This is a genomic window from Polynucleobacter finlandensis (genome assembly GCF_018881755.1).
Lineage (GTDB): Bacteria > Pseudomonadota > Gammaproteobacteria > Burkholderiales > Burkholderiaceae > Polynucleobacter > Polynucleobacter finlandensis.
Map to the genome: position 1 here is coordinate 88,775 of NZ_JACVPS010000010.1, position 18,806 is coordinate 107,580.

Below are 18,806 nucleotides of genomic sequence, written 5' to 3' on the forward strand. Positions count from 1 at the left end.
TATGCCCACCTTATCAGTCATACTCATCACCCGCAATGAAGAGGCCAATTTGGCCGACTGTTTAGCCTCCCTGGAGGGGATTGCTCAGCAAATTGTGGTGGTCGATACCAATAGCTCAGACCGGACCCTGGACATCGCTAAATCCTATGGGGCGGCGATTGCTCAGCCGCCAGATTGGCCTGGATTTGGTCCCCAAAAGAACCGGGCCCTGGATCTTGCTACCGGTGAATGGGTTTTATCCCTAGATGCCGATGAAAGACTCACCCCAGCCCTCAAATCCGAAATTGTCACAGCGATTCATCATTCGGCCCATGTGGACTGTTTTGCCATTCCGCGCCTATCTTGGTATTGCGGGCGTTTTATTAGGCACTCCGGGTGGAATCCTGACTATGTTGACCGCCTCTTTAAACGCGGCAGCGCCCGGTTTTCCGATGATTTAGTCCATGAGCGCCTTATTCCCTCTGGACAAGTCGCAAAACTCGAGAACCCCATGTTGCATTACAGCTTCATGAATTACTCTCAGGTACTCCAAAAAATTGACCGTTACTCCACGGCATCCGCCGAACAAGCTTTTGCCCAAGGCAAAACCAGCACCCCTCTAAAAGCAGTCCTCCATGGTGCTTGGTCTTTCTTTCGTACCTACTTCTTGCGGGCTGGCTTTTTAGATGGTCCGCAAGGTTTTACCTTAGCCATGTCAAATGCCCAAGGTACCTACTATCGTTATGTCAAGCTGTGGCACTTGATTCGGGAAGCCAGCAAATGATGTCGATTTTGTTGGCCACTTACAACTGGCCAAAAGCGTTAAAGCTTTGCCTAGAATCCCTTGGCACTCAAAATGATCTTGATTTTGAAATCATTATTGCTGATGATGGGTCGACTAATGAAACTAAGAAAGTGATCGATGGCATTAAGGAAAATTTTCCAGTAGCCATCACACATCTCTGGCAGGAAGATCAAGGCTTTCGAAAAACCCGCATTCTCAATCAAGCTATTGCAGCAGCGCGTGGTGATTATTTGGTTTTCTTAGATGGGGACTGTATTGTCCAGCCGGATTTCATTACTCGTCATCGCGAATTAGCCCAAGCAGGTCATTTAGTAACAGGGAGTCGCGTATTACTCAATCAAGCACTCACTACCTCGCTATTAGGGTGGCCACATTGGAGCTTTGCACGCTTTGCCTCCAAATTATTCAGCTATCGTCTGAGTGGTGGAATCAATAAATACTGGCCACTCAAAATCAAGCTGGGCAATGGCTCGTGGCGAGACTACGATCAATTTGTTTGGCGCCGTATCAAGGGTTGTAATATGGCTTGCTGGAAAATAGATGCGCTAGCGATTCAGGGTTTTGATGAAACCATGACTGGCTGGGGTCATGAAGACGCCGACTTTGTGTTTCGTTTACAGCACAATAAAATTATCCGTAAATCGGGGGCATGGGCAACAGAGGTTTTTCATCTCTTTCATCGCATTCATGATCAAAGCAATGCAGCAGAGAACGCTCGTCGTGTGCGCGAGAAAATTTTAGCCAAAGCACTCTAAACGCATGACTCACTTCTCATCGCTCAAGCCAAAAAAATTATTGTTTATTGCCACTCGGCAAATTGGTGATGTATTAGTAACCACACCCCTCATCCAGCAGGCTCGAGAGCTCTGGCCTGAGGCTGAGTTTCATTTTCTAGGCTATCGCGGCAAACTCGATATGCTCAAAGGTAATCCTGATATTGCTGAGCTGATTGAAACCTCGGACCGACCTGGTTTTGGGGAGTATCTTTCGCTCTTTAATCGCCTCTTTCAGCGTTATGACTTGGCCATCGTCACACAACCCAGCGACCGAGCGTATTTCTATGGTTTAGTAGCAGCCTTCAGAAGGGTTGGCGTATTGGGCGGACATCCCCAAGGCCTTACGGAACAAGATAAAGCCAAGAAAAGTAAAAGCGATAAACAAAATGCTTGGAAGAAGGCCATCTGCCTGCATACAGTCGATGTAGATTATTTTGGGCAACACGTCATTACTGAAAAGCTGCGATTGCTAGAAGTGTTTTACAAGAATGTTCAAGACTTATTTAGCAAACCAATTTCTGTAGTACCCCCTGCGGGCGAAGCCCTCACTCCAGTGATCGCCAGTCAACTACGCTCACCCTATGTCGTTGTACACCCAGGCCCGCTAACTGCATACAAACGTTGGCCACTGGCTTATTGGCAAACTCTGGTCACCTGGTTAACGCAGCAAGGCTGGCAAGTGGTACTGAGCGCCTCACCAGCCAAACAAGACTTACAGCTCAATCAGGATATCGTTTCTTTGCTTGATGAAGCTACGCGACAAAATGTAGTGAATGCCGCCGGTAAGCTATCCATCCCTCAGGCACGCAGCTTAATCCAAGGGGCGCATTTATACATTGGTGTCGATACCTCTATTACCCATTTGGCGGCCGCTTGCAATATCCCAACCGTCGCCCTATTTGGCCCAACACCCCCAAGTAACTTTGGGCCCTGGCCTAATGGCTTTATCGGGAAGCAGCCCTACCAATTGCGTGCGCGTACCCAAACTGTCGGCAATGTCACTATCTTGCAAGGCCCGGGTGAGTGTGTGCCATGCCGTAAGGCAGGCTGCGAAGATCGCCCTGATAGCAGAAGTGAATGCTTAGATTTACTGGAGCCCAATCAAGTGATTGAGGCCATTCAGAAAATTACTCAGAAATAAACTGCAGAAATCTCTAAAAATTAGAGATATTGAACCTGTACCGGGTTAGTTTGTTTAGAAGCCAGAATTTGATGAAGACTATGCAAGCAAGCGTCATCCGGATAAATTCTTAGCTCTTCAGGAAACTGCATCAAGCAGGCGCCACCACTAGTAGTCACCGCAGCAGTCAACATCAAGCCCTTAACGGCATCATTGCCACCAGAAGCTGCTGGCGCCGGTGCGCCAAACTTAGTATCCCGCACTCGGTTAGCCATCAAATAAGGGCCAATTTGAGTACGCAACATTTTCAAATCCGTTGCCGAATCAATAAATACATGAATATTGCGAGCAAAACGCATCCGGGCACCCGTGATATCCATCACACCTTCCGATACGACGCGCATGCCACCAGAGAATTTATCTGGCGTCACGTTGACTTTAGCCACCAACAGCTCATCCTCTTTGAGCCAAGAGCGATTCGGCTCATACACCTCGCTATAGAGGGTGACTTCGATTGCCGCGGAGCCATCATCAATCGTCGCAATCATCATGCGACCACGTTGACCTGTCAGCATGCGAGCTGAAGTGATGATGCCGGCAATCAGCTGATCTTTGCCTTCAGTAACCTTAGCAAGCGGTTGACGAATAAAGTGAGAAACCTCCTCACGGTAGGCATCAAACATATGTCCAGTTAAACAAAGTCCTAAGGATGTTTTTTCTTCTTGAAGGCGTTTCTTCTCAGACCACACCGGCTCACGAACCAATTCAGGCAAATGACGATCCTCTTCACCGGCTGCTTCAAATAAACTCACCTGATGGACAGAGGCTTCAGCCTGCTCAGCCGCTTCAATGGCACGTGCCAGCGAGGCTAACAGCGTAGAGCGAATGTCGTACAGATTGCCACCAGCAGTCAGCTCATCACGATACAAGCTATCAAATGCTCCGGCGCGCATCAGCGCTTCAATTGCACGACGATTTACTTGACGACGATCGACCCGAGCGCAAAAGTCAAACAAGTCTTTAAATGGTCCACCACTCTCACGCACCTTCACAATCGATTCAATCGCTGCTTGACCGGTACCCCTTACTGCGCCCAAACCATAACGAATATGACTTAGCGGCGAATCTGGCGCTGCATCGGGTGCACGTAATGGCGTGAACTCATAAACACCAGTGTTGATATCTGGTGAGAACACACGAATGTGGTTATTGAGGCAATCGTCATACAGAATCTTCACCTTATCGGTGTCATCCATCGCGAGTGATAAGTTGGCCGCCATAAACTCAGCGGGGTAATATGCTTTCAACCAAGCAGTTTGATAGGCCAAGAGTGCGTAAGCAGCCGCATGGGACTTATTAAAGCCATAGCCCGCAAAGCGCTCCATTAAGTCATAAATCTCGTTGGCTTTGCCCTCGGTAATACCACCAGCCTTTGCGCCATCACTGAAGATCTTGCGATGCTGCGCCATCTCTTCTGGTTTTTTCTTACCCATCGCGCGACGCAACATGTCAGCACCACCGAGTGAGTAACCCCCGATCATCTGCGCCATCTGCATTACCTGCTCCTGATACACCATGATGCCGTAGGTTTCACGCAGAACGGATTCGATGCGAGGATCTGGATACTCTACTTTTTGACGTCCGTGCTTACGTTCAATAAAGTCCGGAATCAAATCCATTGGACCTGGGCGATACAAAGCCACCAAAGCAATAATGTCTTCGAAGCGGTCAGGCTTAGCTTCACGTAGCATGCCTTGCATGCCGCGACTTTCCAACTGGAAAACAGCAACAGTATTCGCCTTCTTGAGAACCTCAAACGCCCCCGCATCATCAAGCGGGATCTCGCCAATATTCCAATCTTGACGATCAGCATGCAGGGTTTTAATCCAACGTTCAGCTGCAGCCAAAATAGTGAGCGTAGTTAAACCCAAGAAGTCGAACTTCACCAAACCAATCGCTTCAACATCATCTTTATCAAACTGACTAATAACGGAGTTGCTATCTTGATCCTTGGAATCTTTTGCTTCTTGGGTATAGAGCGGGCAAAAATCCGTTAAGCGGCCAGGGGCAATCAAAACGCCACCCGCATGCATACCCACGTTGCGGGTCATGCCCTCTAACTGCTGAGCCAAAGATAGTAGCTGGCGCACTTCATCTTCATTCTTCTCGCGCTCAGCCAATTGCTTTTCTTCTTTCTTAGCAATATCAATGGTCATGTATTGACCAGGCTTATTGGGAATGAGTTTTGCAATGCCGTCGACGAAGTTGTAACCTTGCTCAAGCACACGACCTACGTCACGAATCGCTGCTCTTGCCGCCATCGTGCCAAATGTCGCAATTTGACTAACAGCGTCTTTGCCGTACTTATCTTTGACGTATTGAATGACGCGATCGCGCCCATGCTGGCAAAAGTCAATATCGAAGTCGGGCATCGATACCCGCTCAGGATTTAAGAAGCGCTCAAAGAGCAAGTTATAACGCAGGGGATCAAGATCGGTAATACCTAATGAGTAAGCCACTAAAGAGCCGGCACCAGATCCACGGCCAGGGCCTACTGGGACACCATTGTTTTTTGCCCAGTTAATAAAATCTGCCACGATCAAAAAGTAACCCGGGAAACCCATTTGAGAAATCGTCTTCACCTCAAACACTAGGCGATCGTGATAGCGAGATTTTTCTTTGGCGCGCTCCTCTGGATCCGGAAAATTACGCTCCATATGACGATCCAAACCAATCTCCGACAGCGCTAAGAGATATTCATCTAGAGTGATGCCTGGTGGGGTCGGAAAATCTGGCAAGCGGGGTTGACCTAATACCAATGACAGGTTGCAACGTTTAGCGATTTCTACAGAATTCGCAATCGCAATAGGAAGATCGGCAAAACGTTTCTCCATCTCTTCTTGCGATAAGAAATATTGCTCATCATTAAATTTCTTTTGACGGCGTGGATTACCCAAGAGCTCGCCCTCTGCAATGCAAACACGCGCTTCATGGGCCGTGAAATCACTTCTTTGCATAAACTGCACAGGATGCGTAGCGACCACTGGCAAATCCATCTCGCTCGCCATATGACAAGCCCGTTGAAGATGTTGTTCATCTTGTGGATGTCCGCCACGCTGCACTTCAATAAAAAAGGCGTCTGGGAAAATCTTGGCCCAGCGACCTGCCGCAGCCTTAGCCTGGTCTTCTTGCCCCGCCAGAAGTGCGGCACCAACATCACCCCAGCGACCACCGGATAAAGCGATCAAGCCGTGCGCTAAGGTTTTTTTAGTCTTCTTATCTTCCTCTTTAGCTGCTGGCTCAGTAAACCAGGCGGGATCGACCTCAGCACGACCGCGCGATTGGTTTTCCAAAGAGGCGCGGCTCAGTAACTGGCACAGATTAAGGTAACCAGAATGGTTTTGAACTAAAAGTAGTAAGCGATAAGGCTGATCAGGATCTTGATGGTTGCTAATCCAAACATCAGCTCCAGCAATCGGTTTAATGCCTTTATCACGCGCGGCTTTATAAAACCGTATTAAGCCAAATAAGTTACTTAGATCGGTTAAGGCTAAAGCCCCCATTCCATCTTTTTCAGCCTGCGCTACCGCATCGTCAATGCGCACAATCCCATCCGTAATTGAAAACTCGGAATGAAGGCGAAGATGAACAAAACGGGGTGAAGCCATGAGATCATTTTAGCTGTGAACGATCCAAAAAATCCCCCATCCCCAGCCAGCGGCTATCGCGGGCGATTTGCCCCCTCGCCTACCGGTCCGCTTCATGCTGGATCGCTAGTTGCCGCCCTCGGAAGCTGGCTGGATGCCAAGAAAAATGGAGGTAAGTGGCTACTCAGGATTGAGGACGTAGACGGTCCAAGATCTATCCCTGGGGCTGACCTGGAAATCATGCGCCAATTGCTGGCCTGTGGCCTGCAGTGGGACGAGGAAGTGACTTGGCAATCCGAATGCCAAGAAGACTATCAAAGCGCTCTAGAGGCCTTAAACCAGCATAAATGCCTGTATCCCTGCACCTGTTCCCGCCAAACGATTGCTAACGCCCTGGCTACCCAGGGGATTGAAAATCCCCGTAACCAAGAAATGGTCTACCCAGAGACCTGCCGCCCGATCGAGCTTGGAATAAACAATCTTTCCACCAGGAAGATGGCCTGGAGGTTAGCCCTTCCCAGCAATCTGGTCATTGAATTTGAGGATCGGTGGCTTGGGACTCAAAAACAACAACTAAACCAGGCTGTGGGCGATTTTGTCCTGCGTCGCAGTGATGGGTTGTTCGCCTATCAACTAGCAGTTGTTGTTGATGATGCGGCACAAGGTATTACCCATATCGTGCGTGGCGAGGATTTGCTGAGTAATACCGCCAGACAAATCTATTTACAAACTGTACTGGCTTACGATCGGCCGCAATATCTACATCTACCCCTCGTACTGGATGAGCATGGTGAGAAACTCAGCAAGCAAACGCTAGCAACTCAAATTCATACACAGGATACAAAAAGCGTGCTGCAAGAGTTGCAGAAAGCAGCAGCGCATTTAGGCTTGAGGAATTTACCGAATAGGGAAAGTGTTTCGATTGCAGAGTGGCTCTTAGCAGCCACTCATGCATGGGGCAATCAAAGTAATCAAAAAATATAAAACAATCCTACAAAGCTAAGCAGATTATTTTTTCTTAAAGCCGCCTAGTAAAGCACCAACAGCCGGCTTGGCAGGAGTGATCCCAACCTTCTTTGCCTCTGGCACTGCAGATCCATCAGGATTAGTCGCTTTAGGAGTCGCGGCAGACTCATAAGGCATATAGAAAAATGGGTCTGACATTTTGGCTGGTGCAGCTTGCGCCGATGAACTTCTGCTTGGCGATACCGCCCTACTTGGGGAAGCAGCTCTGCTTGGCGCTGAACTTCCTTCGGGGAGCGGCAGCACATCCAATTTGCGCTTCATTAACTTTTCGATATCGTCGAGTAAACGCTTTTCACTGCCGTCCACTAACGCAATCGCATCGCCTGTACTACCAGCGCGACCAGTACGGCCAATGCGGTGAATAAAATCTTCCGCACTAAATGGTAATTCGTGATTAATCACGCAAGGCATGTCTGGAATATCTAAACCGCGAGCAGCTACATCAGTGGCAACTAAAGCTTCAATCGCGCCCGACTTAAAAGCATCCAACGTTAAGGTGCGCTCACCCTGACTCTTATCTCCATGAATAGCTCCCGCCCTAATACCATCACGCTCAAGAGCACGTGACAATCTTGCGCACCCTAAACGGCTATTGGTAAAGATGATGCATTGACGCGATAAACCTTGGCGAGTACGTGACTCCAAAATTCTGACAATGGCACGCTGCTTATCAGCAGAAGGCACCATATGCACCACCTGCTTCACGGTATCGGCTGCTGCGTTCTGACGCGCCACCTCAATCGTCACCGGGGTACGCAAATAACTTTGCGCTAACTTCTTAATCTCTGGCGAGAAAGTGGCTGAGAACAAGAGGGTTTGGCGTTGCGCCGGAATTAAATCAATGATGCGCTGCAAGTCTGGCAAGAAGCCCATATCCAGCATGCGATCGGCTTCATCAAGAACCAGAATTTCTACTTGCGATAAGTTTGCGACTTTAGAGCCAAGATGATCGAGCAAGCGTCCAGGGGTAGCAATCAAAATCTCAACACCATTGCGCAAGATCGCAACTTGCTCTTTCATATCCACGCCACCATAAACCACGGCAGCACGTAAATCCGTATGCTTTGAATAGCTCGCAGCATTCTCTGATACCTGCACTGCCAACTCACGTGTTGGGGTTAAGACTAAAGCGCGAATCGGGTGACGTGCAGGTGATGAGCTTTTACTCGCATGACGCAAGATTTTTTGAATAATCGGCAATACGAAAGCGGCCGTTTTACCGGTTCCCGTTTGCGCTGCGCCCATCAAATCTCTACCCTCTAAGACATGCGGGATAGCTTTCGCTTGAATAGGTGTTGGGGTGATATAACCCTGATCCGATACCGCTTTTTGAATCAGCGGATCTAGACCAAAGTCAGCAAAAGTAATTGTTGCTTCAGGGGCGCTGTCTTCAGCAACCCCTGTGGAGGTATTTATTTCAGTAACAGTATTAGTCAAGGTAACTTACAAGATGGCCGCAATGCCGGCCTTAGCAGTGGCAGCATCCTCGGTCGATTTAACGCCGGAAACGCCGACTGCGCCGATGGTAAAACCATTTACCTCGATATTGACCCCACCTTCCAACATCCCCGAAATGTGCGGAGCTGATAGGAAAGAAATACGGCCGTTATTAATAATTTCTTCATAAACACGGCTCTCGCGTTTACCCATCGCAGCAGTGCGTGCTTTTTCCTGAGCAATATAGGCAGATACAGGAGCGCAACCATCACGACGAATTAATCCCAATACATGTCCACCATCATCGCAAACAGCAATGGTCACAGCCCAATTATTTTCGGCAGCATGTTTATCGGCAGCGTCCAAAATCTTTTGAACATCAGCTTGAGTTAAGTAAGGTTTTGTAGCCAACATGGTTCGTCTCTCTATCTCGAATAGGGTTTATATGATAAAAATGCTTTATATAAGTACTTGAATTATAAGGGTTGCAAGCCTAGAACCTCTTATTTCAGGAACTCTTGGGCTGCCACTACCCCGCTTGCTTTGGGTTTAAAGCCCATTGAGCCCAGACTCATCTCTACCCCGCTCAAAGCAGCCATTAAGCTCAGCTCATTACAGTCGCCCAAATGACCAATACGGAAGGCTTTGCCTTTAATTTTGCCAAGACCAGTACCTAGAGAAAGATTGAACTTCTCTAGAGCATGTTTACGTAATACATCAGCATCCATACCTTCAGGCGTTGCAATACAAGTGAGCACAGGAGAGTAGCAATCGGTGTCTTGACACTGAATCTCCAAGCCCCATGCATTAACTGCTTCACGACACGCTGCAGCCAAACGTTGGTGACGAGCAAAAATCGTATCCAAACCTTCGGCCATCATCATGTCCATCGCTTCATGCAAGCCATACATCAAATTGGTGCTGGGTGTTGTTGGCCAAAAACCCGTTTTATTGGACTCCAAAATTTCATCCCAAGCCCAGTAGGACTTTGGTATTTTATTGGTTTTGCTGACTTCAATCGCGCGAGAAGATAGCGCATTAAAACCAATCCCAGGAGGTAACATCAGGCCTTTTTGTGATCCAGAAATCGTCACATCAGCACCCCACTGATCGTGCTCATAGTCCGCAGAACCCAAGCCAGACACGCTATCTACCAATAACAAGGCAGGATGCTTTACAGCATCAATGGCTTTACGTACTGCTGCAATATTTGAAGTCACACCGGTTGACGTTTCGTTATGCACGACACATACAGCTTTGATTTCATGTTGGGTATCTTTGCGAAGACGCTCTTCAATCAAAGATGCATCCACACCCCAACGCCAAGAATCTTGTCCGGCCTTACCCACTACTTCAACATCAATACCAAGACGCTTTGCAAGCGCACGCCATAAATTGGCGAACTGTCCGGTTTCATAAAACAAGACCTTGTCCCCAGGATTGAGCACATTTACTAAAGCACCCTCCCAAGCACCTGTCCCGGATGCAGAATAAATAATCACCGGCTGCTCAGTTTTAAAAATCTTTTTAATCCCATCTAACACCTTCAAGCCGAACTGACCAAACTCAGGGCCACGATGATCGATGGTTTGATAGCTGATGGCGCGCAATACACGCGGCGGCACTGGACTTGGCCCAGGAATATGTAAGAAATGGCGTCCAGAAGGATGGTTATCCAGTTTTAGCATGGCTTGTCTCACTTGCTTTGATGGTTAAGAGTGGGTCTAGTGTAAGGGAATTTTAAAGAATTATCAGTTTTGTATGCAAAATATATTTCTAAAACATCAAAATAAAGGCTTATTTAGTGATTATTTATGCTTTATCATCAGATATCGTTAATTTGTATACAAATTTAGAAGGGCATCAGATAAGTCATGGATCTCATTGCGCAGCCCAATTCTCAGAATTTGCATGAAGGCACCTTCCAAAAGCTCAGGTCACTATTGGTAGAGGGTGTGATCGCCCCCGGCAGCAAACTCAATGAGCGCGAACTCGCTGAAAGCCTAAACGTTTCTCGTACCCCAATTAGAGAGGCCATTAAACGCCTCGCTGCTGATGGTTTGGTGGAGTTAATCGCCAATCGTGGGGCGATTGCCGTGCAACTGAGTCATGCTGATGTAGTGCATACCTTTGATGTGATCGCACAACTAGAAGGCTATTCAGGTGAGTTGGCTGCAAAAAATATTAGCGCCGCCACCCTATCCGAACTGGAAGCCCTTCAATACGAGATGATGGCCTCTTATGCGCGTCGTGATTTATCCAACTATTACAAGTTGAACTTGAGAATCCATCACCTCATTAATCAAGCGGCAAACAACCCTGTGCTCACACAACTTTTTTCTCAAGTCAATGCACGCATTGAAGCTTTACGTTTTCGCTCCAACCAGAATGGCGTGAAGTGGGAGAAGGCAGTGGAAGAACATCAAGAAATGATTGATGCGCTAAAGACCCATGACAGCGAGCGTATGCGTAAAGTGATGATCCAACATGTCATGAATAAACGTGATGTGGTGATTGAGCTACTCAAATCGGAAGCTGCAAATACTACAAGCGAAATAAACTAAGTATGAACAAGCCCCTTGAGCTCAAAGAACTCATCAGTCATAAAGAGCAATTAGCAAAACGACTTCGCCAAGAAACTTCGGGCGAAGTCATGACCGATATCGCTAGCCGTGGACGCTATGCAACAGATGCTTCGATCTATCAAGCCATGCCAGTTGCAGTCTTTGTGCCAAAAACTGCTGAAGATATTGCAAACGCCATCCAAATCGCCGCAGAGTTGAAGGTGCCCGTATTGGCTCGTGGTGGTGGCACTAGTCAGTGTGGCCAAACTACTGGCGCTGCACTCGTCATTGATAACAGTAAGTATTTCAGAAGCACTGTAGATCTCAATCTAGATAAAGGCACTGTCGACGTAGAGCCTGGCATGGTTCTCGATCATCTCAATGCCTCACTCAAACAGCATGGACTCTGGTTTCCGGTAGATGTATCGACTGCAGGTCAAGCAACGATTGGCGGCATGGCCGGCAATAACTCTTGTGGCAGTCGCTCCATTGCTTACGGCAATATGGTGCACAACGTCTTGGGAATTGATGCCTGGCTTGCCAATGGCCAGATTGCTCAGTTTGGTAACTACGCCAATAGCTCAGGTGCAGCAAAGCAATTAGGTGACTTTGTTAAAGGTCTTGCCGACAAACTCCATCCCGAGATCGAGACACATTTTCCGAAGGTATTGAGACGCGTTGCTGGCTACAACTTGGATGTATTCCATCCTCAAAGTGAATTGCCTTACACACAAGATGGCAGTGTTAACTTATCGCACCTCCTGGTCGGTAGTGAAGGCACGCTAGCCTACTTTAAGTCCTTAAAACTCAAGTTGGCGCAACTGCCTCAGCACAAAGTACTCGGTGTCGTGAACTTCGCTAGCTTCTTCAAAGCGATGGATAGTGCTCAGCATATTGTCAAACTTGGGCCTACTGCTGTAGAGCTAGTAGATCGCACCATGATTGATCTAGCGCGCAGTAATCCCAGCTTTAAGAAAACGATTGAGACCGCCTTAATCGATCCACATAGTCAAACTCCGGAAGCGATTTTGTTAGTGGAGTTTTCTGGTGAGTCACACGCACCCCTGCTTGAGAAACTCAAATCCTTACAGGATCTGATGGGCGATCTTGGTTTACCAGGCTCCGTAGTCCCAATGTCAGATGCAAACTCCCAGAAGAATTTATGGGAAGTACGCAAAGCTGGTCTGAACATCATGATGAGCCTCAAAGGCGATGGCAAACCAGTCAGCTTTATTGAAGACTGTGCCGTCCCCCTAGAAAGCCTTGCTGAATATACCCAAGCACTGACCGATGTCTTTGCTAAATATGGCTCACGCGGCACTTGGTATGCCCATGCATCTGTTGGCACTTTGCACGTGCGCCCTATTTTGGATATGCGTCGCGATGGCGCAGCAAAGATGCGCGCTGTTGCTGAGGAAGCTTCAGAGTTGGTCCGTAAATACAAAGGTGCTTACAGCGGTGAACATGGTGATGGTCTGTGTCGTGGCGAGTGGATCTCTTGGCAATTTGGGCCGAAGATCACCGAGGCCCTGACAGAGATTAAACATGCTTTTGATCCCAAGGGTTTATTTAATCCCGGCAAGATTATTGATCCACCCAAAATGGATGACTCCAGCTATTTCCGCTACCCACCAAACTACAAAGTCATCCCGCTACAGCCCGCTTTGGATTGGTCAGCATGGAATGTTCAAAATAACCCCGTTACCGAAGAAACCAGTGCGCCTGGAACGGGTGGTGATCCAGCCATGGGTCTGGCCAAAGCCGTGGAGATGTGCAATAACAATGGTCACTGCCGTAAATTTGATGCAGAGGTCATGTGCCCCAGCTACCGCGTCACGCGTGATGAGAAGCATCTCACCCGTGGTCGCGCCAATACCTTGCGCCTTGCCCTATCCAATCAGCTCGACGTTAAGGATGATTCCCCTTTAGGAAGTGATGCTGTTAAAGAGGTGATGGAACTTTGTGTGAGCTGTAAAGCCTGTCGACGTGAGTGCCCTACCGGTGTTGATATGGCAAAGATGAAAATTGAATTTCTCGTGGCGTACAAGAAACGGGTTGGTCATTCATTACGTGACTTGGCGGTTGCCTATCTACCTAAGTACGCATCGATCATTAGCAATACCCCGGGGCTAGCTGCTTTACTGAATCTGCGCAACCACATTGCACCTATTGCCAAACTTCAAGAATGGCTGATGGGCATTTCTGCGCAAAGAAGTTTGCCCACTTGGAAAAGTCGCACTTTCTGGAGCAATAAAAAACAGGTCGCTGCACATCACTTCACGCCAGATCAATTAAATACCCCCAATCAACAAGGCAATAAAGGCGTTGTATTACTTGCTGATACCTTTAATGCTTATTTTGAAAATGAAAACCTCCAGGCAGCACTTAAGATCCTTAAAGAAGCTGGCTACCGTGTACATATTCCGCAGAAAAATAAGGCTGAGAATAAAACCAAGACCGCCAATACTTGTTCTAAAGAGTTTTGCTGTGGCAGAACCTATCTTGCAGCAGGCATGGTTGATCAAGCCAAAGAAACTCTAGGGGAGCTAGTGGATCACTTGGCATCTTATGCAGAAAAAGGCATTCCGATTATTGGTTTAGAGCCTTCTTGTTTATTTACCCTTAAAGATGAAGCGCTGGTGATGGGCTTTGGTGAGCGTGCAATCACCGTTAGCAAACACGCGCAGCTCTTAGAAGAGTTTCTGGCTAGCGAAGCAAAAGTAGGTAAGCTGAATCTCAACCTTAAAGCTGCTACGCGCCCTGTTTTGTTTCATGGTCACTGCCATCAAAAATCCTTTGCGGCAGTAACACCTGCAATGGAGTTACTCAAACTCATTCCAGGCGCCGAACCCAAACTGATTGAATCCTCTTGCTGCGGAATGGCCGGCAGCTTTGGCTATGAAGCCGAACATATTGAGGTATCCAAGCAAATGGCTGAACTGAGTCTCTTGCCAACGATACGCAAATCACCTGATAGCTGGGTAGTAGCCGATGGCACGAGTTGTCGCCATCAAATCCATGATGGCACCCAAAGAGATGCTGTACATATTGCGCAGATCTTAGCAGCGCACCTATGAGAAAAAACTAAAGGGACTTAACTTAAAGCGCCGTAAGACACTAGCAAAAGCGTGCCAGTCAATAAGGCTGGTACCAAGCGGCGCTTGGGACTCGACATCATGACTCCAACACTCAGCACGCAAATCAGAATCCGAATCCACATTGGCACAGTTGCCAAGAGGCCAACGGGCAACAAAATCAAACGTACAGTGAGTGTTGCCACCATTGCATAAGTCACAGCAGCTAACCAGCGAAAGATTTCGCTATCTTGGTTGATGCGCCCAGAAAGCAGCACACCAACAGCACGGCACACGTAGGTTCCAAGACAAGCCCCAGCCAAAGCAACCCACAATCCCCAACCCTGCAAAGATGCGTTCATCATCCGATGACTCCCGCTTTCTTGCGTAGCAATTTACGATCTACTAAATAGGCAACGGTGCCTGCTATCAAGCCTGTTGTTAACAAGCTGGTATCCCGATCAAGCACAGTAAAAATGGGGCCCAAGACACAACCCAAGGCAATTGCAATGCGATTTACCCAAGGCTTCACCTCGGTAAATGTCAGCAAGAAAAATAGTGGGTTAATGAAAACTAAGCCTAGGGTGACGGCTGCTGGCACTAGGCCCGCCAAGAAGTAACCCAATATTGTCCCAGGCAGAGAGATCAACCAACATAACAAACCTAACCCTATAAAGTAACTTAAGCGATGTTTTGATTCGATCGATGCAAACTCTTTCATCGAAACCGCCCAAGCCGTCATCGCCAATAAGTGAACATGGGCATAGAGACTCGGGTTGCGATCTTTTTCATGAAGCTGCGGAAAGAGTGTCACGGTCATCGTGACAAAGCGGGTGGAAGTTAAGGTAACCGCTAAAGCAATCGCCAGAACAGAAGATCCGGTGATCACCATCTCCAACAGAACAACTTGCCCTGGTAGAGCAAACATTAAGAGACTACTGAGCGCTGTAAACCAACCATCAATACCATTCGTCCTACCCATCGCTCCAAAACCGACCATGCCAGCAAACAGAACTACTGCCGGGGCTCCAGCAGCATCCCGGATACCAGACCAAAAGGCATCGCTACGGCTTTTGAAACGCTGCGCAGCCGAACCCTCTAATGGGATCTCACTGGGATCTAGGTAAGGCAAGTTTTCAGATGAAGACATGAGGCCATTGTAAAAGCTGAATCAAAATGGCGCTGACCAAGCTGTTAAGCCAAGCGCCCACTCAATATGTTCAGCAACTAAAGCATCAGAATTGGCCAGCGCATTCTCCAGCGCCTGTCGTATCAAAACCTTCTCAGCATCAGGTAAACCTTCAGATGCCAGTGCATTACCTAAGGCTACTGCTAAGTTGCGCCGCCATCTGGAATACCCAATACGGCGAATCGCACTACCTTCATGACGCTTTTCAAACTCTGCTTCCGTCCAAGACCAGAGCTGCAATAGACTGGCGCGCCCCAGACCGTGACGCTCTGCAAAGTCTGGTAATCCAGTGCGCTTAGCAAATTTATTCCACGGACAGATCAATTGACAATCGTCACAGCCATAAACCCGATTACCCATGGCGCGACGAAACTCTACTGGAATAGCTTCAGAGTTCTCAATCGTCAAATACGAAATACAGCGCCTTGCATCTAATTGATATGGAGCAGTAATGGCTTGCGTCGGACACACCTCAATGCAGGATTGACAAGTGCCGCAATGTGACTCTTCTTCCTGATCGATTGGTAATGGCACATCCACCAAGATCTCGCCCAGAAAAAAAGTAGAGCCAGATTCACGATTGAGCAATAAGGTATGTTTACCCCGCCAACCTAAACCGGCTTTGCGTGCTAGCTCTACTTCCATTAAAGGGGCAGAGTCTGTAAAGACGCGATAACCAAACGTACCGATGCGTTCTTCAATTGCTTTAGCAAAGTCCTGCAGACGGTTGCGCAAGACCTTGTGATAGTCGCGCCCTCTGGCATACATCGAGACTACTGCTTGGGATGGATCTGCCATGCGCTGCCACTCACGTTCAAAATCAATCTCAGGGAGGTAATTCATCGTCACGCAAATCACTCTGACGGTACCGGGCACTAATAACTGAGGATCTGAACGTAAATCTGCATGACGCAGCATGTATTCCATATTCCCATGGCGCCCTGCTGCTAGCCATTCTTGGAGGCGCTCTGAAGCGGGGCCAAGCTGTGTATCAGTGATGCGCAGGTCATCAAAACCAAAATGCCTAGCCTGATCCCCGAGCCAATCACGTAGATTGGACCCGTCAGGTAAATGAGAAATAGGTTCAGAAGGCATATTGAATAGGAATGTAGCGCAATAATTGAATAAACTAGCTAAATGAATCAAATCCCAATGACTCAAACAGTCATTTACTCTATTAATCAGCATTGTAGGCAAGAAGCTGACACTGCCCAGCTAGCCAAATGGCTGGCGCAGGGATTGAGTCAATTTCTGCAACAAGATCCGCAGAGGCATCTCAACATCTCGCTAGAAGGCGATCTAGGGGCTGGCAAAACCACTTTTGCGCGTCACCTCATCCAAAGCATGGGTTATGTTGGCAAAGTTAAAAGCCCTACCTACACCTTATGCGAGCCCTACCCATTAGCAGTTGATGGTAAAGAAGAAAATACAATAGCAACAGCACATCACTTTGATCTATATCGCATGCGCGATCCACTGGAGTGGCAAGAGGCTGGGTTTGCAGAGTATTTTGATGTTCCTGGATTTTGCTTGATCGAATGGCCAGAAAAAGCAGAAGGCACGCTGCCAGCATTTGATATTCAGATTCAGTTAACGGCAGGTAAAGAAGAGAGTGAGCGCAACATTACACTCAATGCACTTTCAGAGCCAGGTGCCACCGCCTTAAAGCAGCAGCATGACTAGCAGCAAAAAAAATATCCCAAATATCACTAGGCGCACAGTTCTCAAGACTTCTGCAAAAGCCTTAAGCTTCGCCCTGCTGTTAACTGAAGTGGATATTGCTTGGGGAGCCAAAATTCTGGGGGTGCGTATTTGGCCATCGGATGATTACACGCGCATCACCCTTGAATCCGATAAGCCACTGCCGATTACACAGCAGATACTCACTAACCCCGACCGTTTAGTGGTGGATGTGCAGGGCTTAGAGCTCAACCCCACGTTGAAAGATTTAGTGGCAAAGGTCAAGCCTAATGACCCCTACGTTTCACAAATTCGGGTTGGGCAGTTTCAGCCAGATGTCGTGCGCTTGGTATTCGATTTGAAAGAGCCCATCAAACCCCAGCTCTACTCATTAGATCCCGTTGCTGAATACCAGTACCGGATGCTATTTGATCTTTATCCCAGCACGCCACCAGATCCCTTAATGGAATTAGTTAAGAGTAGCGCTCGTAAAGAAAGTGCGCTCGTAAAATCCAATGAGGAAGTGGATCTGATTGCGCAATTTGCCACCAAAAAAGATAAGCCCAGTGCCCCGGTTGCACAAGCCATTCCTGAAGTTAAAGAGGCGCCTGCACCAGCCAAATATAAACGCCTCATTACGATTGCGATTGATGCGGGTCATGGCGGAGAAGATCCGGGAGCAATTGGCTCTATGGGCTCCAAAGAAAAGCATGTGGTGCTCTCGATTGCAAAGCGCCTGCGCGATAAGATTGAAGACGAATCCTATATGCGCTCATTCTTAACCAGAGACGGCGATTACTTTGTGCCCTTGCATGTGCGTGTACAAAAAGCCCGTAGCGTACAGGCCGATCTCTTTGTTTCGATTCATGCAGATGCTTTTATTGAATCCCATGCCAAGGGTGCTTCTGTTTTTGCTCTCTCGCAAATGGGCGCCAGTAGCACTATGGCGAGATGGATGGCGAATAAAGAAAATGCTTCAGATTTGATTGGCGGCATCAATATCAAGACCCAAGATCGGCAAGTGGCCAACTTACTACTCGATATGTCGACCACAGCCCAAATTAAGGACTCCCTACAGGTTGGCAACTCGATTCTGAAGCAAATCAGTGGCTTTGCACCCCTTCATAAGGGAAAGGTTGAGCAAGCGAGCTTTGCGGTCCTCAAGGCTCCAGATATCCCATCCATTCTGGTGGAGACTGCTTTCATCAGCAATCCTCAGGAAGAAGCCAAACTCAATGACAACGGCTATCAAGACAGGATTGCAGAGGCAATTTTGAAGGGAATTAAGGATTATTTTTCCAAAAATCCGCCCGTAGCCAGACGGGCAAACACCTGACGCACTTCTAGCTACAAGGGCTTACAGGTCAGCCTCTACAGACCTCAGGGGCACATACAAACTTCTTGCTATAATTTACGACTTACCGGGTCGGTAGCTCAGTCGGTAGAGCAGCGGACTTTTAATCCGTTGGTCGCGAGTTCGAATCTCGCCCGACCCACCAGTAATACGAA

The 18,806-nt window shown here is 48.0% G+C and carries 15 protein-coding genes and 1 tRNA gene; 9 read left to right on the forward strand and 7 right to left on the reverse strand.

The window, feature by feature from the left end; all coding sequences use genetic code 11:
• Position 1: 1 nt before the first annotated feature.
• The 3 genes from ICN49_RS08105 to ICN49_RS08115 are packed head-to-tail and all read left to right on the forward strand — an operon-like array spanning position 2 to position 2,701.
• Positions 2-763, forward strand: a complete 762-nt coding sequence (locus ICN49_RS08105; protein ID WP_216167361.1) for a glycosyltransferase family 2 protein — start codon at positions 2-4, stop codon at positions 761-763.
• The gene (locus ICN49_RS08110; protein WP_255535466.1) at positions 763-1,539 is read left to right on the forward strand and encodes a glycosyltransferase family 2 protein; all 777 of its coding nucleotides are present in this window, start codon (positions 763-765) and stop codon (positions 1,537-1,539) included. The genes ICN49_RS08105 and ICN49_RS08110 overlap by 1 nt, the downstream gene beginning before the upstream one ends.
• Before the next feature lie 4 nt (positions 1,540-1,543).
• Positions 1,544-2,701: a glycosyltransferase family 9 protein gene (locus tag ICN49_RS08115; RefSeq protein WP_216167364.1), complete on the forward strand. Its 1,158-nt coding sequence runs from the start codon at positions 1,544-1,546 to the stop codon at positions 2,699-2,701.
• Between the two features lie 20 nt (positions 2,702-2,721).
• Here the strand turns inward: ICN49_RS08115 and dnaE are convergent, their stop codons facing one another.
• Entirely contained in the window at positions 2,722-6,348 is a 3,627-nt protein-coding gene (dnaE, locus tag ICN49_RS08120; RefSeq protein WP_216167366.1) for a DNA polymerase III subunit alpha, read from the reverse strand.
• 15 nt (positions 6,349-6,363) lie between these two features.
• Between dnaE and gluQRS the strand changes: the two genes are divergently transcribed.
• The gene (gene gluQRS, locus ICN49_RS08125) at positions 6,364-7,311 is read left to right on the forward strand and encodes a tRNA glutamyl-Q(34) synthetase GluQRS (RefSeq protein WP_369411520.1); all 948 of its coding nucleotides are present in this window, start codon (positions 6,364-6,366) and stop codon (positions 7,309-7,311) included.
• Between the two features lie 24 nt (positions 7,312-7,335).
• Here gluQRS and ICN49_RS08130 read toward each other — a convergent pair whose 3' ends face one another.
• The 3 genes from ICN49_RS08130 to ICN49_RS08140 form a co-directional block, all read right to left on the reverse strand.
• The gene (locus ICN49_RS08130) at positions 7,336-8,790 is read right to left on the reverse strand and encodes a DEAD/DEAH box helicase (RefSeq protein WP_216167368.1); all 1,455 of its coding nucleotides are present in this window, start codon (positions 8,788-8,790) and stop codon (positions 7,336-7,338) included.
• Positions 8,791-8,796: 6 nt separating this feature from the next.
• A complete protein-coding gene (locus ICN49_RS08135; protein WP_216167396.1) occupies positions 8,797-9,201 on the reverse strand; it encodes a GlcG/HbpS family heme-binding protein in 405 nt (134 codons plus the stop codon).
• A gap of 92 nt (positions 9,202-9,293) precedes the next feature.
• Positions 9,294-10,478, reverse strand: a complete 1,185-nt coding sequence (locus ICN49_RS08140; RefSeq protein ID WP_216167370.1) for a pyridoxal-phosphate-dependent aminotransferase family protein — start codon at positions 10,476-10,478, stop codon at positions 9,294-9,296.
• A 186-nt stretch (positions 10,479-10,664) separates the two neighbouring features.
• Between ICN49_RS08140 and ICN49_RS08145 the strand changes: the two genes are divergently transcribed.
• Complete coding sequence (locus ICN49_RS08145) at positions 10,665-11,354, forward strand: GntR family transcriptional regulator (RefSeq protein ID WP_216167372.1); 690 nt, start codon at positions 10,665-10,667, stop codon at positions 11,352-11,354.
• A 2-nt stretch (positions 11,355-11,356) separates the two neighbouring features.
• Complete coding sequence (locus tag ICN49_RS08150) at positions 11,357-14,431, forward strand: FAD-binding and (Fe-S)-binding domain-containing protein (protein WP_216167374.1); 3,075 nt, start codon at positions 11,357-11,359, stop codon at positions 14,429-14,431.
• Between the two features lie 17 nt (positions 14,432-14,448).
• On the opposite strand, the gene ICN49_RS08155 is transcribed toward ICN49_RS08150, so the two are convergent.
• Genes ICN49_RS08155 through queG form a run of 3 tightly spaced genes read right to left on the reverse strand, consistent with a single transcriptional unit; the run spans position 14,449 to position 16,712 of the window.
• Positions 14,449-14,793 carry an AzlD domain-containing protein gene (locus tag ICN49_RS08155; RefSeq protein ID WP_255535467.1) on the reverse strand — a complete coding sequence of 115 codons (345 nt, stop codon included), beginning with the start codon at positions 14,791-14,793 and terminating at the stop codon, positions 14,449-14,451.
• Positions 14,790-15,578, reverse strand: coding sequence for an AzlC family ABC transporter permease (locus ICN49_RS08160; protein ID WP_216167376.1), 789 nt, complete (start codon positions 15,576-15,578; stop codon positions 14,790-14,792). Before ICN49_RS08160 ends, ICN49_RS08155 begins: the two co-directional genes overlap by 4 nt.
• A 21-nt stretch (positions 15,579-15,599) precedes the next feature.
• Positions 15,600-16,712 carry a tRNA epoxyqueuosine(34) reductase QueG gene (gene queG, locus ICN49_RS08165; RefSeq protein WP_216167378.1) on the reverse strand — a complete coding sequence of 371 codons (1,113 nt, stop codon included), beginning with the start codon at positions 16,710-16,712 and terminating at the stop codon, positions 15,600-15,602.
• Positions 16,713-16,754: 42 nt separating this feature from the next.
• Here queG and tsaE point away from each other — a divergent pair, with 42 nt between their 5' ends.
• The 3 genes from tsaE to ICN49_RS08180 all read left to right on the forward strand — a co-directional run bounded on the left by tsaE (position 16,755) and on the right by ICN49_RS08180 (position 18,796).
• Positions 16,755-17,300: a tRNA (adenosine(37)-N6)-threonylcarbamoyltransferase complex ATPase subunit type 1 TsaE gene (tsaE, locus tag ICN49_RS08170; protein WP_255535468.1), complete on the forward strand. Its 546-nt coding sequence runs from the start codon at positions 16,755-16,757 to the stop codon at positions 17,298-17,300.
• Positions 17,293-18,633 (forward strand): N-acetylmuramoyl-L-alanine amidase, encoded by a 1,341-nt coding sequence (locus tag ICN49_RS08175; protein ID WP_216167379.1) that lies wholly within the window; start codon positions 17,293-17,295, stop codon positions 18,631-18,633. Before tsaE ends, ICN49_RS08175 begins: the two co-directional genes overlap by 8 nt.
• An 87-nt stretch (positions 18,634-18,720) precedes the next feature.
• A tRNA-Lys gene (locus ICN49_RS08180) sits at positions 18,721-18,796 on the forward strand.
• Positions 18,797-18,806: the final 10 nt, after the last annotated feature.

What these genes read in the sequence shown, in the direction of transcription:
- ICN49_RS08140 (WP_216167370.1), bottom strand. Translation starts at nt 10,478, where the DNA reads ATGCTAAAACTGGATAACCATCCTTCTGGACGCCATTTCTTACATATT.
- tsaE (WP_255535468.1), top strand. Translation starts at nt 16,755, where the DNA reads ATGAATCAAATCCCAATGACTCAAACAGTCATTTACTCTATTAATCAG.
- queG (WP_216167378.1), bottom strand. Translation starts at nt 16,712, where the DNA reads ATGCCTTCTGAACCTATTTCTCATTTACCTGACGGGTCCAATCTACGT.
- ICN49_RS08145 (WP_216167372.1), top strand. Translation starts at nt 10,665, where the DNA reads ATGGATCTCATTGCGCAGCCCAATTCTCAGAATTTGCATGAAGGCACC.
- ICN49_RS08150 (WP_216167374.1), top strand. Translation starts at nt 11,357, where the DNA reads ATGAACAAGCCCCTTGAGCTCAAAGAACTCATCAGTCATAAAGAGCAA.
- ICN49_RS08115 (WP_216167364.1), top strand. Translation starts at nt 1,544, where the DNA reads ATGACTCACTTCTCATCGCTCAAGCCAAAAAAATTATTGTTTATTGCC.
- dnaE (WP_216167366.1), bottom strand. Translation starts at nt 6,348, where the DNA reads ATGGCTTCACCCCGTTTTGTTCATCTTCGCCTTCATTCCGAGTTTTCA.
- ICN49_RS08105 (WP_216167361.1), top strand. Translation starts at nt 2, where the DNA reads ATGCCCACCTTATCAGTCATACTCATCACCCGCAATGAAGAGGCCAAT.
- ICN49_RS08155 (WP_255535467.1), bottom strand. Translation starts at nt 14,793, where the DNA reads ATGATGAACGCATCTTTGCAGGGTTGGGGATTGTGGGTTGCTTTGGCT.
- ICN49_RS08160 (WP_216167376.1), bottom strand. Translation starts at nt 15,578, where the DNA reads ATGTCTTCATCTGAAAACTTGCCTTACCTAGATCCCAGTGAGATCCCA.
- ICN49_RS08110 (WP_255535466.1), top strand. Translation starts at nt 763, where the DNA reads ATGTCGATTTTGTTGGCCACTTACAACTGGCCAAAAGCGTTAAAGCTT.
- ICN49_RS08175 (WP_216167379.1), top strand. Translation starts at nt 17,293, where the DNA reads ATGACTAGCAGCAAAAAAAATATCCCAAATATCACTAGGCGCACAGTT.